This window comes from Cupriavidus sp. 2SB (assembly GCF_005503625.1).
Lineage (GTDB): Bacteria > Pseudomonadota > Gammaproteobacteria > Burkholderiales > Burkholderiaceae > Cupriavidus.
In genome coordinates, this window is the sequence record NZ_SCMX01000021.1 from 46,058 (window position 1) to 60,704 (window position 14,647).

A 14,647-nucleotide genomic window follows, 5' to 3' on the forward strand; every position below is an offset into this window, starting at 1 on the left:
CCCTCATGGTCAGTTCGGAATCTTGAAGTTGCGGACCTCGCGCCAGCTCACGCGACCTGGGCGCTCGCTGCTGATGGGGGAGGCGGTGGATGTCAGCGTGCCGCCAGCGCCGAATCCATACACGGTCGTCTTGGTCTGCTGCTTGACGCCACCGATCGAATCGCGGTCGCCCACCGTGACATTTGTCACGATGATGGCCGGCGCACCCAGCAGGCCATTGGTCGAGAGGTAGCCCGAAATGCCCTGGTATGGCAGACCCGTCAGCGTATTGAGACCGTAGCTCCGGCTGCCCCCTGAGGTGCCGCACGTTCCGGTGGCCGTATAGATCGAGTTGAAGTACACCATGCCGCCTGACACGGCAGCGGACGTTACCTGACGCTCGCTGGAGTCGAGGAAGTCCATGACCCAGCCGGGCTTGCGGGGCGCGACGTAGCCGGGCGCTGCGGCGGTTCCCGAATACTGGATGGACTTGCCGCCGTCGTAGGAGGTCAGCGTCAACTGGTTGAGCTTGCTGCGATCGCTCACGTAGTTCGTGCCACCACCATCGTATATGCCGTAGAACGAATTGAACTCGGTGGTGGGCGTGCTCGTGTCGGCCAGTTCGTAATACTTGCCCGTACCGAACAGCACCATGTAGCCGCCCGGCGCATAGACGATCTCCGGTTGCATCGTGATCGGCTGGCGCGTGCCAGTGCGGGCCGATGTGGCGACGAACAGCGGCTTGCGCGAAGTGCCGCCGTATTCAGGCAATGCGCCATCGCTGCCACCATTCCACGTCGACGGCAGTCCCGAGACATCGAACTTCCACAGGTTGCCTTGCAGGTCCCCGGCGTAGAGTGCCAGGCCGATGCCGCTGACCTGCGATACCAGCGCTGGCGTGCTCAGGCCGTTGGCCGTGGCGGTCGTCGAAGGAGAGGGCGTGACGATCTTCCAGTAGTTACCGTTCAGAGACCATGCAGCGCTGGGCGTCTTGTCGAGCGACAGGATGAACAGCACGCTCGGGGCATCGGTGTTTGCGTAACCATCCGCCTGGTTCGAGTTCAGTCCATTGCCGACGATGGCGTACCACTTGTAGACGGGTGCCTTGTTGCTGTCGTAGCCGCTGAGCAGCTTGGTAATGACCGGGGTGCCCATGACGTTGCCCATATCGGCATCGTCCTTGTCCGTGAACTCCCACATCACGTTACTGCCGCTGAACGGCGTGCCAACGGGATCGGTTACGTCCAGGGCGTACACGCCCTGCGCACCGCCGCCGAAGCCACCGACCAGTACTGACTTCCAGGCATCGTTCACTTGCGCTTCTTCAACCACCGGCGTCGCATCCACATAGGCGCGATGCTTGTAGCCAGTGGTGGTGAGCTGGTTCAGGCTGCCGATGACAGCGCTCGGGACGTAGGCAAAGACTTCCGAACCGTCCGACGCCTTGAAGCCGTGCAACATGCCATCGTTCGCGCCAACATAGACCATGGGCTGGCGAGCAATGTACCTCGCGCGGAAGGTCCCGTAGTTTTCTCCGGTGCGCGACGCAGAGGGCGCACCGACATACGTCGGTCCAGAGTTAATGATGTCGCCGAACACCGTCTTGCGGCCACGAAACACGCCGCCATTGCCAAGGCTGTCGGCTTCGAGGCTCCGGTCACCGCGCAGATAGTCCACTCGCTGCTGTCCGCGACCGTCGGCAACGTTGGTGCCGGGATTGAGGTTTAGTGCATCCTGCTGCGTCTTGCCGAGATTGGCCCACTGGAATGCCGCACCCGCGCCGGCCGCTGTGCTCAGTGTGTAGATCGAGCGGCTCGCAAAGCTACGTTTGGACAACAGATCGCCCGCTTCCCAGGCCGGTGTGGAGGAGACGGTCACAAGGCCGTCGGTGCCCTTCGTCATCTTGTACGCGGTGAGCTTGCCGTTCCATTGCTGGTCGAAGCCGGGCGTATAGACAAAAGCGTCGGTCATGATCCGGTTGGCACTCAGTGCGATGCCCGACAGCGTACCGGCGGAACTCGTGATCTGTGTGAACACCTGCTTGATAGCGCTGATCATCTGCGCCGGCTGGCTGGCGAGGAACCAGTTCGACGGCAGGTTGGAGCCCGTTGGTGCCGCTTCCCATTCCGTGTTGTTTGTGACGACGGTACCGCCTGCACCGAGGGTCTTGAACGGGTTGCCATCCTTGTTGCCGCCATCCGTCGTTTCTTCCTTGAAGCCGCCGTACTTGGCAGCCAGGTAGATCTGGCTCTGCCGCTGTGAATCGCCAACGGTGCCGTTGCCGTTCTCATTGACGTCGATGCCGAAGGTCGTCACGCGAGCTTCAGGCATGGTGGGCCGGAATGCCGAGGTGTGCGCCCAATAGGCCACGCCAGCCATGTAGTAGCTGGACCAGCTCGATGTCGGGTGATTCTTCGTGCCGAGGTTCGTGAACGACGAGTCGAGCGGATTGCTGTTGCCCGCTGCTGGCCGGTTGGTTTCCAGTGCGCCGACCTTATTGGTCCACTCCACCACATTGAACTTGCTCCAGCTGTCCGTGGCACGCGAGGGATCGCCCTGGCCGGTGACGGAGTTGCCGGGAATGTAGTGGTCCTGGTGGGTGTTGATGTCGCCGATGGTCAGCACGTAGTTGCGCTGGCAACTGTTCAGCAATGGATCGGTCCAGGTCTTGTAGTACGGGAAGTTGTCGGCGTAGGCGGTGGTGACGCCACTGACCGCCTCGGGCGTAGGGCCATCGGGGTGGTTCTGCAGGTAGCGAATGCTCTCGTAATAGAGCTCGCCGAGCGGATCGTACGTCTTGTAGTTGCCAACTGGATTGTCAGTGGGCTTGCCCAGGTCCGTGACCATCGTGCGGCCGAACTTGTTCAGGTAGTTGATGACGCCGCTGTTGCCCGTGGCATCGTTCAGCGGATTTGCCAGCAGCACGCCGTAGGCATCCCATTCCTTGGCCGGGTTGGTGATCGAGTTGAGCGAGGTATTGACCGCGTTGTCACCAACGTACTTCATCGGCGCGCGCAGCACGCCACCGTATCGCTCGTTCTGTGTCAGACCGGAGTTGTTTGTGGGATCGTTGAGGTAGCCAAAGGCGGCGAATCGCACGCGATCGGCATTGCGCTGCATTTCGCCGACGGGCTTGTAGTTGGTTCCGTCATAGCTGTAGCAAAGATCGGTACGCGTCGTGGCCTCGTTGCTGTCGCAGACCTGTACCTGCACGCGGAAGCCACGCCGTTCGGTAACTGTACCCCGGCTATTGGTCACGTCGGCATAACTCTTAAGATTGGTGCAGCCGGCGCTGGTGTCGTTGCTGTCGGAGAAATAGATATGGTTTCCGCACGATGCCATGTACAACGTGCTGTACTTGAATGGCGTGACCTTGTTAGGCGCGCTCGTCGTACCGTTTCCGTTGATGCTCTTGGAGGGGAAGTAGCTGCCGCTCCGGAAGAAGTCCGCTCGCAGCATTGCGCGTTGCAACACCGTTTGCGTGCGCGTGTCGATCACTCGGTCGCCGCCCGTCATAGCAAGTCGCAACTCATCGATTGCCGAGGCGGCAGCCCAGTTCATGAAGTTCCCACTGAATGCAGACGAACATTCGTGGTTGGCATCGGCGCCACCCGAGATGGTGAAGTAGCCGTTCGTCGCGTCGTAGGCGTAACACTTGGTGTTGTTGAAATACCCAAGGTAGTTCTGGGACTTGTCGTAGGTGCCCCGATACGCAGCGCCTGTGGTCGGAAATTCCACCGACAGCGTCAGCATCAGATTTGGATGGATGTTCTGCGACTGGCCGTAAAGCGGCGTGCTGGAAATTGCAACGGTCGGCACGGTCGTCGGCGCAGCGGACAGCAGCGCGCACCAGAGCATGGCACATGCTGCGAAAAGGCGAGGTAAGTTCTTCATGAATGCGGTCCCGGTCGATGGGTGGCAGTCGATGGCAAGAGGGAAGTCGTTTCAGTGCGCTGCGTCAGCGGCGTCTTCTTTTCGATAGACCATTTGCAGCACGGCGCGCGTGCTGTCGTTTGGCCCGAATCCCATGGCGGTGACCCGATACATGTAGGACGCGTTGACTGCTTCGCCCGATGCCTTGTAGGAAACCAGCTCGATCAGGTATCGCGGCTTTCGGGATGGCGAGAGCCCCGAGCCAGTGGGAAAGGTCCGGCCGGTAAAGGTGCCGTACTCCACGGTCCGGTTATCCGAGGTCGCGGTCCAGTCGATGGTGTCCCATATCGGAGCCCCGGCGGCGCTGAACGTATCGCACAGGCCCAGGTAGGCCGAGGGCATCTTCGTTCCGGTATTGCATGCGCCGCCCTCGAATCCTGTCAACGAGTCCTTGGCAAAGAGGCTGGAGCGCGATTGCGGCGCGGCTGCGCTCTTGATGTCGATCTCGGCGTCGTACAGCGCTGCCTCGGCAGCCTGGTACGCAATCTCGAAATCCCGTTGGTTGCGGGAAGAGCGTTTGGTATCGATCGCAATGCGTGCGCCCGCCAGTGCCAGCAGCGTGATGACGAGCAGCATGATCACGGCGGTGATCAGCGCGATGCCGCGTGCGCCGGGACGATCGGCCAGACGAGCGCGCAATGCAGGTTGGGCGTTCACATGCATGTCGATTCTCCGCATGTCTGGTAGTTGCGGACCTGAACCGTGGCGGAATACAGCTTTCTCACGGATTTCGTGTCGGTCGTCGGCGTGTAGCTTGCGTTGTCGCCGGTGTAGAGCGGGCCGAACAGCGAGATGGCGGCGGGCGCTTGCGCATCGGCGCTGGCGTTGTCGGCACGCACGACGAGTGCAATCTTCACCGTCTTGACGTTGACCCAGTCTGTCAATGCCATGGCGCTGGCCGTGGCGTATTTGTCCGGCACATCGTCATCGTTGGTGCTTACGCCGTAGAGCAGTTGCATGGTCTCCACGCCCGAAACCAGCTCCTGGGTCACGAAGGTGGTCTTGCTCTCGGTGCCGGAGCCGTCACGCTCGCGGTACTTGCACATGAGGGCCGGCTTGCCATCGGCGCCGTTGCCGATATAGAGGATGGAGAGTCCCCGATCGGCGCTGGCGGTATCGGAGTTGCTGGCGCCCGCCACGCCCTGGCCCGAGCAGTCCACCACGGACTCGTCAGGGCTGGGATCATCCTTCGACTTGCTGAGCCCGTAGTACCGGATCATGACAGCATCGCTGGCATTCAACGACCCGCCAGGGCCGCATGCCATCGTCTCGCTGTCGTTGGGATTCGAGCATGCGTCGATGCCGCGCAGGTTGTCGTCATACACGGGCATCATTCCGCCGGATTTGTTATCGCTGACGGGCACGTAACCCGTCTGGCGCATGAGACGGGTCATGACGGATAGCGCAAAGGCGCCGCGTTCCTCCAGTGCGGCGCTATCGTCGATGGCGACATAGCTGCTGCGGCTCATGATGTAGAACGCCGTGGCCGCCATCAGCACCAGCAGGCTGATCACCAGCGTGACCATCAGTTCGATCAGCGTGAAGCCTCGGGCGCGGCCGAGGCGGGAGAGGGGTTGTGCAGGGCGGGCCATTTAACTGGATACCCCCGGCGTGACCACCACGACGATCTGAACCGTGGCCGAGCCATCGGCTTTGGTGCCGTCAGGCGTGCCGGCATCGCCGCTGTCATTGAAGCGAGATATCCAGCCGATCTTGATGACCAGCGGCGCATTGGTCGGATTCGCAGCAGGCGAGCAGTTCCACTCATAGCCGGTCGTCGCGGACCACGTGCCGATGTCACGGCAGATGATGGCCCGGCCGCCCGGCAAGGTGGTGGTCACACGGCGGGACCATTCGGCCATGTCGAAAGCGGCGGATACGGGCTGGCACACGGTGGACGCCCCAAGACATGCCGTCTTGTAGAGGTTGTCTGCGTCGGAGACCTGTGGCGTGCCGAGCTTGGTATCGAGATTGAAGGCGCCGCCATCCACCAGCAATTGATGCGCCCGCATCCGGTCCGCCATATCGTTGGCCAGTTGCAGGGCGACTACGTCATAAGACGATTGCTGGGCGAAGCGGAAGGACTTGATGAGCAGGTTGGCCACGCCGAGCACGCCGAAGGCGAGCACGACGATGGCTACCAATGCTTCAAGCATGGTGAAGCCGGCTGCCTTACGGCAGCGGAATTGACCCATTTTGACTCCCGTCCAATAACGACAGTTCTTTTTGTTCTGTGCGCAGCGCGCTGGAATTCTGTTGGCGTCCGAGCCTCTTCGGGACCGGTTACCGCCGGGCTGTTGTCGCCCTTATGCTGCCTGGCTGCGTGAAAAACGCGCGCTTGTACGCCAGCCTCCTACCCGAAGGAGGTTGGTGCAGATTAGACGGCTTTTTTGAAGAAATGGCTACCCCTTTGGTGGGGTGAGAATCGCAATTTCCTTAAGAGCGTCGCGGAATTCAGACACATACCTGACGCTGCAGTGACCGGCCCAAAAGGCATGTTTCCGGGGGTTACCAGGATTTTCGCCTTTTTTCCCAGTGCCAGAGTAGTCACTCTATGCGAGTGTTCGCTTCGTCGAGGGACTCGGCGGAGACTGAGATTGCCACAATTGATTCAGGCAACGTTCCTCTGTCGCAGAGGGTTACCAGCAGGTGCCAGGCGTGTCGCTGTCGGTGCCGCTCGCTTTCTTCTCGTTGAGATTGTTGACGGACAGGACGCCGCACGTCGGGTCCGAGCGATCGCCCGCTGGCGTGGCGGTTAGTACAAAGCCGGTCTTGATGGAGCCACCGGCCGGTGCGGCGATGGTGATGATGTAGTTGCTGGATTCGCAGGTATCACCGGATGGCGTTGTCGTGTCGCTGCATGGCGTGAGTTTCAACTGCCGGGGATTGGTCGTGTACCCGTTATTGATCGTAAAGTAGCGCTCCAGCGCACCCTGCACGCGCGCCAGGCCACTCTTGGCCTCCGCGCGGCGTGTCTTGGTCACGAACTGCTGGTATTGCGGAATGGCGATCGCCGCCAGGACGCCGATGATCATCACGGTGATCATCAATTCGATCAGCGTGAAGCCACTGGCCCGCGAGGTGTGTCGGCTGTGCGTGATTACCGTTTTCATCATGGTGCTGGTTTCCTGGTTGCCTGTCCCGTGGTTATTGCAGGATCTGTCGCCACGACACACGGCCGGGCGCGGCATCGGTATTGAATTTGGTGTGGGTGGGCTCCTCCTTGTTGCCGCTCAGGTAGGCGTGGTTGCCGAGCACCGCCGCATTTGTCACCAGTTCGTTCGACTTCTTGCCGCTCACCGCTTGACCAGTGGTACCGCCGCTGCCGCCTAAACGATCGGAAGCATCCAATCGTCCATCGCGGTTCACGTCGAACATGGAAACTGTCTGGGCCCCCGTCAGGGCATCCATCACCATTTGCCAACCGGTGCCGCCGCCAGAGCACAGGTCGGACGATGGGGTCAGCGTGGAGAACATCAAACGCGTGCCTTGCATCTGCGGGTCGTACACCACGCGCTCGCCTTGCGCGGCCGTGCCCGGCGAGGTCAGGTTCAGGTACCAGCCCATCGCACCCGTCGCATAGTTGACCGGGTTTTTGCTCAAGACGCGGTAGAAATCGCCGGTACTGGCCTGGGTCTCCATGGTGATGGTCTGCTGCACGAGTTGCGAGCGGGTGATCGTCGGCTGGGCGTGGCTGCCCTTGTCCCAGATGCCATACACGGCCTGCGTGCTCATGTTGCCGGGGTCACTGACTTCGACATATCGGCCGGTGCCGAACATCACGATGTGGCCACCTCGACGATGTCGCATGCCGGCGAATCCGGTGGTGATCGGTTGCGCATTGCCGGCCGCATCTGTGGCGGTGAACAGTAACTGCCGCGTGGCCTGGTAGTCGGTCGCTACCTTTCCGCTCACGTCGAACTTCCAGACGTTGCCGTGCAGGTCGCCTGCGTAGATGGCGTCGGCCACGAAGTCGCCGTTGGCATCGGCGATGTAGACCTGCATGATGCCGTTGGACCGGGTCCGGGCCGCTGCGGCGTCGTTCACCGTCAGCTTCACGTAGTCCGTGCCGAGCCGCCAGCTCTTGTTGCCAGGTGTGCGATCCAGGAAGACGATGAAGATCGAACCACGCGCTTCCGTGCTGTTCAACCCGTTGCCGAAGACGGCAGCCCACTTGCCGTTGCCGAGCCGTACGATGGCCGGCTTGCCATAGGTATAGCCCAGGTCCGGGTCATCATTGCTGGTGAACTCCCAGAGTACAGTCGACCCGGCGGTCGATTCGTTGATGGCGGTGGGATTGGTTACATCCAGCGCGTAGATGCCTTTCCCACCACCGCCCAGTCCGCCCACGAGCACGGTCTTCCAACTGTTGTTGATATGGACATCGCCCACCGTCGGCGTGCCGTCGACGAAGTAGTTGTGGACGTAACTACTGGACGTCAGGTTGGCCAGCTTGCTGTAGAGCGGTGACGGCACATAGGCGAACATTTCCTTGCCTCCATCGCCGTTGGCGCTCATGTCAGCCGAGAACGCGTGAAGCATGCCGTCGTTGGCACCCACGTAGATCATGGGTTTGCGGCTACGCTGCGAGACGACGAAGTTCGCGTAGCCGGGTTCGACATAGCCTGCGGCCGGACTGCCCACATATTGCGGGCTCGAATTTGCGATGTCGCCCAGCACGGTGACTGGCCGCTGGCGGAATTGGGACTCGCCACCGCCCTCGTTGACCTGATGGCCGCGCAGCCACAGCAGTCGCTTGCTACCCTGCGAGTCGCTGCCATTCAAGGCTGTCCGATATGCCAACGGTAGTCTGGCCCAACGGAATGGAATGCCGCCGCTGGTGTTGTCCGCGGTGTTGTAGGTCAGGATCTTGCGATCGGTCTGGCGCACACCCTTGAAGCTGTTGGCCGCATCCCATCGTGGTGGTGTGACGACGTCGCCGTTCTTGTCCAATGCATAGGCCAGCAGCTGGCCGGACCAGTCCGCACTGTTGAAGCGCGCCTGAAAGATGCTGGTATCGGTCTGCAGCGATGACGTGCTCGCCGCCACGGCTGCGGAGGACGATGTCTTCAGGATCGAGAGGAAGGCACGTTCCAGCGCCGCTGCCAGTGCGCCGGGATTCGTGGCGTAGAAGTAGTTGTCGGGCAGGCCGTCCGAGCCGCTGGAGCCATCGGCCTTCCGCACGTCCCATTCGGAAGCGAGGTCAGGGATGCCATTGCCGTTGAGATCTTTGAAACCGCCCCATTTGGCCGCGTACAGCAATGGGTCGTGGAACTGCGAAGCGGCCTTGCCGTTGGCGGTATAGGTGACGCTGGTTTCGGGATCGCCGAAATTACATCGGGCGCAGCCGCCGGAGTTGTTGATGGGTGCGTTTCGCGGCATCACCGCAATAGGAACGGGATCGTTGTACCGGAAATCGTAGATGCCTGAGTGGAAGTGCGGGCCGTCCTGCGTGGTGCCCGAGATCGTGTAGCCGAAGCCCTGTCCGTTGGACGATGAAGCCGACACCACACGGGTAGACACCGTGATGTTGTCACCGCTCACGCGATAGCTCAGGATGCCCCAGTTGTCCTGGTCATAGTCGCCACCGGCCACCGAGTCTTCCCAGGCCACATAGAACTTGCCGTGGGTGGCCGTTTGCGAGATGACCTTGAAATCCACCAGCGTGCCCGTGCTGGCGGGCGCGGTGATGCTGTTCGGATACTGCGGGTGCAGCCGGTGTGCCGGCATGATCGTCACCAGCTTGCCGTTCACGTCGACGTTGATCTTCGGTGTGTTGGTGGCGAGCTGCACCGCATAGGTGTTCATTCTCAGCGAGGTCGTGTCCCGGTCAGGGACGCCGAGCGCGGCGGCGGCAGCAGGCGATCGCAGGCGGTTGGTCCTGGCGAAGTATGCGGCGCCCGCAATCTGGAACGTTCCTCTTTGCGATGGCCCTTCCGGGCAGATGCCGAGCACGTCGCTGAAGTTGTTGACCGCCTTGGCCGAGCACAGATTGTCGATCGTGCTGCCGCGGACGCCTCCCGCGAACCACCTGCCGCCGGAGATCCCTTCGCCAATGCCTACCCGGTTCGTGTAGGTGCTGATATCCGGAGATCCATTGAGATCTCTGAAGCCGCCCAGCTGGTCGTTGTCGTAAGAGGACACGCTGGAGTTGAAGACCAGTGCGTTGAGCGGCGTGCAGTAAGGCGCCCGGTTCGGATGCGATGGCGGCAGGTCCATCGGGTTGGTCCACGCGGGTTGCGTCAGCCCCAGCGTGGCATCCTTGCCGTAGCGGGATGGCAGGAATGCGCTGGTCGGTTGCTTGCCGCCAAAGTAACGCAATGTCTCGACGAAGATTTCCGAGATCGGGTTGCCCCACGTGGAGCAGTTGCCCTCCGAAGCCGTCCTGATCGGATTGCCGTAACTGCCGCGTTCAATGCTCGCCTGCTGGTAGCTACACTGGTCCGCATTGACGTAGCTGCCTTCTCTGTAGCTGTAGCCGTAGGGGCGCAGCCTGTCGATATTCCAGACAATGCCTCTGACAGCATCGCTTGACCTGCCATAGGAAAACTCACCGGTGCCCGGGTGGATCTCCGACGCAAAGTTGGTCACATTTCGCCGCAATACGCCGCCGGAAACGTTCCGGTCGTAGCTGCCGGTCATCAGGCCGAACAGCATCTGGCCCGATTCCCCATACTTCTGCAGCAGCCCGAATGGCTTGTAGCTGGAGCCGTACTGCTTGCAGTTCTCGGAACCGATCAGGCCGGGCACGCACACTTGCACGCGCGCGTTGAATACACCGGTCCCCTGCCCGAAGCCAAGGCCGCGCATGGACTGAGATGGATTCTCTGCCGATGAATTCATGCCCGATATCGCCGCGCGATTGCCGTTCGACGAACCCCAGATGGTGACGCCGTCGATGGTGGGCAGGAAGTTGCGCTGCGTGCTACTGGCTTCCGAGGACCAACTGCACTGCCGGTGCTCGGAAGCGCCCCACGTTGCATAGTTTCCCGCGGCCACTCGGATCTGAGGTGGCTGGTGGTTGTACTGCGAGTTGCTGCTCTGCTGGTCCCTCGGCGTGACGTTGCACAGTGTCAAGCCACCCCGCGTCAGGTTTGTCACGATCCAGGACGAGAACCTTGCCCTCGTGTTGGTGGGGTTCGAGATGTCGCCGGCGTAGAACACCACGGAGACGTTGCCGGGATTCCGCCGCATGACCCAGCCCGTCATCGACGTGCCCGCTGCTGCGCCCGAGGCCGGCTCGAACCGTAACTGATCGCCTGGCTCTACCTGGCTCATGTCGTCGATCACAACCTTGGCCACTGCGGAGGACAGTGTCATGGGCGTCCTGGATCTCAGCGTGCCAATAGCGGATGCGACTTCCACCGTGAACGGCACCAGTTGGGCCACATCGGGTCCGTTATAGAACTTGGCCCAGGCGTGGGCGTCCGTCGGCAGGAAGGCACGTTCCAGCACGGTCGTGGTCGCGGTATCCGTCGATCGCGTGCCGCCGTACAGGATCTTGCGCACCTCGTCGATGCGGCTCATCGTGGCCCAGTTCAGGAAGTTGCCGCTCCAGGTCTTTCCGTCGCAATACTTGCTGTCGGTGATCGACTTCGGTACGAAGCCCTGGATCGTGGTCCTGTCGTAGTCGTAGCACTTGTCCGAGTCGAAGTACCCGGCGTACTCGATGCTGTGCTTGTACGTCGTATCCAGCTGGCCATCGCCGTCCAGATCCGAGTAATCGTTGTACGCCTTCTGGTGCAGCGTGTGGTCCTTGGTCAGGTCGATCATGACCATGGGGGAGATGTTGCCGCCGGTGTACAACGGCTGCTGGGCCAGATTGAGTTGCGGGCCAGCGGCGTAGGCCGTGGCGATGGCGAGCATGCACGATGTTGCAAGCAGGACACCTTGCGCGCGACTCGCGAAGCGACGGATGGAAGTGGATTGGGTCATGATGCGTTTGACGGTGAAGGTGTCAAAGGGGTGTCGTCAGAAGCGGACGATTTCCTGCACCATCACCTTGGTGCCAGGGTTGGCGCCGTAACCGATCGCCGTAATGCGGAACACGTACTTGTTGGAGCCGAGCGCGATATCGGTCGGCTCCTTGAATGGTTCGATCAGATAGCGGGGTTGCTTCGACACGCCATTGGCGCCGGCATCGCGCGCATGGATCGTCGGCATCTTCTGCGCGGCCGTGAGACCGGTCATTTCTCCAAGTTCGACGGAGTGTTGTGGGTCTTCGATATAGAGGTCCCAGGCCTGCGTGCCTGACGTCGCGTGCTGGCAGTAGCCCTTGAATCCGTCCATATCGCAGGTGGGCGACGAGCCCGTCAGGCCGTTGAGCATGCGAACCTGGGAGATGTCCGCGCGCGCGTCGCGCAGCGCGGATTCCGCCGCCTGGAGCGCGATGCTCTCATCGCGCGTGTTGCGGGCCAGACGTTCGGCATTGAGGCTCATCGTACTGGCAGCAAGCCCTGCGAGCGTCAGGATGACCAGGAGCAGCAGGACGAGGATCAGCGACATGCCACGCTGTCTGGCGTGGCGGGGTGACCGAGAGAGGGGAGGATGCATGGCCGGCCTATGGCAGTCGATTGCGAAGGGCGATGTAGAACGTGAAGTGCCGGTGCAGACGGCCATCGGCCGCAATCCTCACCACGCTGCCGGCATCGCCGGCGGGCGCCACGTCATTCGGCGCATAGGTGTTGCCGAAATGGTTGACGATCGGCTTTTCCATGATCGGGTTGTTGGTGCTGGCGCCGCGCAGCAGCACGGACACGCGCAGCGCCACCACGTTATCGATGTGCGCAGTGGCGCCGGGTGGAACGAAGCGATTGACGACGCCGTCGTCATCGGTGTCTTCGCCCAACAGCAGTTGGAAGGCTTCGACATTGCGGAACAGCGGTGTCGCCACGCCGTTGACCACGCATTGCAGCCAGGGCACGCCATCGGGGTCATTGAGGATTGAATAGACCTCGGTGGTTTCCACGTTGCTGCTCACGTCATTGCCGCTGCAATCCACCGTGCTGCCATCGGCCTGCGGGAAATGGGGAGAATCCGCAGCGGCTGCCGGGTCCGCGCCAGCCTGTGACGAGCCGAAGTAGCGCAAGGTCAGGCTATCGCTGGCGTTGACGCCGGTATCGTTGGTGGCTTCCAGGCTTGGTGACGCGAACTCGTTGCTCGCGAACAGGAAGTCGGTGTAGCCGATCTGGCGCGCCTGACGCAACAGCAACTGCGCGATGGCACGCGCGTTTTCCTGAATCTCGCCTACGTCGCCTTGCGTGGCATGGGTGCGCCGCTCCGAGATGAAGAGCGATGTGGCGGCAAGTATCAGCAGCATGCTGATCACCATGCCGACCATCAGCTCGACCAACGTGAAGCCGCTTGCCGCGCGGCGGCGGATGTGACGGTTGGACGTTGTCATGGGATGAGCGCGGTCGAGAAGCGCTGGATGGTGTTGCCGTCGTCTTCGCTCCAGAAGACCTTGATGACATATGGCGCGTCAGCGTGGGGTTCGCAGCCGTTCTTCCCGGCTGCCGATCCGGTGCCGTCGTTTGGTGTGCCATCGGTGCAGACGATCCCGTCACCGTTCGGCATCGTGGCCTGCACGTTGGCCAGCCATGTGGCGTAGGTGGTGGCCGCCATCTCGTCGGGTGTGCAGCCCGCTGCCGTAAAACAATCGGTAACGGGCGTGGCGGCAGGCGAATTGAAGGTGCCGTTGTTGACGGCTGTGCTGTTGGTGCGAAGCTGGTCCGCGAGGTTGTAGGTCATCAGCGCGGCATAGTTGCGTGTCGATGCCGTGCGTGAATCCATCAACGTCTGCAACTGCAGGTTGGCAAGCGCGAGCATGCCGATGGACAGCACCACCAGCGTGACCAGTGCCTCGATCAACGAGAAGCCACGAGACATGGGCATTGGAGAGATGTGGGTCGGCGTCATGGACACGTTGACTGCGACTGCGTATAAGGGCGGCCACTGCCGGTCATGAATACCGTTTTGCCCGCATCCGTGGCATTTTTTCCGCAGAACTTCCAGCTTGCATTGGGTGCTGTGGACACTCCGGTCGAGCGCATGCGCACGCGGTTCGACGTAGTGCCGAGATTGGCAGCGGCAATGTCGGTGCTGGTCTGTGGCGGATCACTGTTGCGGATCAGTTCTTCCGTCCTGTCGAACGCACCGTCGTTGTCCGCATCGACGAACAGGATGCGGCGCAAGGTCCAGTTGTTGGAGCAGGCGTTGCCGGCATCGACAGGGCACAGCGTGACGGTGGCGTTGCGCCGGGCCGCTTCGCTGCGTGCGAGTTCGAGATCGGCAAACAGCCGCGTGGCGTCTGCGGACAGCCGGCTGTTATGGAGGAAGGATTGGAGGTTCGGAGTGGCGACGGCGGCCAGCGTGGCCAGCACCGAGAGGGTCACCATCAACTCGATCAGCGTGACCCCGCGCGCGCCCCGGTGATTGCCAGGTGCGATTGCGCGCATGTGAACAGCCCCCGGCGCATCCGTTGCCACGCCCGCAATGAATCCAGGCGCGGACAGCAAAGGCGTCAGAAAGCCTGCTGCCTTTCGGCAGAAAGACTGACCCATTTGTGATTCCCGTCAAAAAAGCGACTGCTCTCTTTGTTTTTTGCCGGGGGCGCTGGACTACTGTGCGTCCGGGCCTCTGAGGGTCCGGGTCCGCTGGATGGCGCTGCTGTTGCGCGGCGCTTTGGTGTCATGTTGGTGCGATGCAACCGCACTCGTGCACCGGCCTTCTATTC

10 protein-coding genes are annotated in these 14,647 nt (G+C 61.6%); all 10 read right to left on the reverse strand.

The genetic code is table 11. The features are described 5' to 3' along the window. Positions 1–9 precede the first annotated feature (9 nt). Entirely contained in the window at positions 10–3,873 is a 3,864-nt protein-coding gene (locus tag FFS21_RS12370; protein WP_137925133.1) for a pilus assembly protein, read from the reverse strand. A gap of 51 nt (positions 3,874–3,924) precedes the next feature. Then, positions 3,925–4,575 carry a pilus assembly PilX family protein gene (locus FFS21_RS12375; RefSeq protein ID WP_137925134.1) on the reverse strand — a complete coding sequence of 217 codons (651 nt, stop codon included), beginning with the start codon at positions 4,573–4,575 and terminating at the stop codon, positions 3,925–3,927. Further along, positions 4,566–5,504, reverse strand: coding sequence for a PilW family protein (locus FFS21_RS12380; protein ID WP_137925135.1), 939 nt, complete (start codon positions 5,502–5,504; stop codon positions 4,566–4,568). The genes FFS21_RS12375 and FFS21_RS12380 overlap by 10 nt, the downstream gene beginning before the upstream one ends. Then, positions 5,505–6,107: a type IV pilus modification protein PilV gene (pilV, locus tag FFS21_RS12385; protein ID WP_137925136.1), complete on the reverse strand. Its 603-nt coding sequence runs from the start codon at positions 6,105–6,107 to the stop codon at positions 5,505–5,507. It lies immediately after the preceding gene. 444 nt (positions 6,108–6,551) lie between these two features. Further along, the gene (locus FFS21_RS12390) at positions 6,552–7,028 is read right to left on the reverse strand and encodes a type IV pilin protein (RefSeq protein ID WP_160473290.1); all 477 of its coding nucleotides are present in this window, start codon (positions 7,026–7,028) and stop codon (positions 6,552–6,554) included. A 31-nt stretch (positions 7,029–7,059) separates the two neighbouring features. Next, entirely contained in the window at positions 7,060–11,847 is a 4,788-nt protein-coding gene (locus tag FFS21_RS12395) for a pilus assembly protein (protein ID WP_137925138.1), read from the reverse strand. A 36-nt stretch (positions 11,848–11,883) separates the two neighbouring features. After that, positions 11,884–12,417, reverse strand: coding sequence for a pilus assembly PilX family protein (locus tag FFS21_RS12400; RefSeq protein ID WP_171020396.1), 534 nt, complete (start codon positions 12,415–12,417; stop codon positions 11,884–11,886). A gap of 55 nt (positions 12,418–12,472) precedes the next feature. Beyond that, entirely contained in the window at positions 12,473–13,315 is an 843-nt protein-coding gene (locus tag FFS21_RS12405) for a PilW family protein (RefSeq protein ID WP_137925140.1), read from the reverse strand. After that, entirely contained in the window at positions 13,312–13,800 is a 489-nt protein-coding gene (pilV, locus tag FFS21_RS12410; RefSeq protein WP_171020397.1) for a type IV pilus modification protein PilV, read from the reverse strand. The genes FFS21_RS12405 and pilV (FFS21_RS12410) overlap by 4 nt, the downstream gene beginning before the upstream one ends. Before the next feature lie 26 nt (positions 13,801–13,826). Further along, on the reverse strand, positions 13,827–14,369 hold the full coding sequence (locus tag FFS21_RS12415; protein ID WP_212745239.1) for a GspH/FimT family pseudopilin: 543 nt from the start codon (positions 14,367–14,369) through the stop codon (positions 13,827–13,829). Positions 14,370–14,647: the final 278 nt, after the last annotated feature.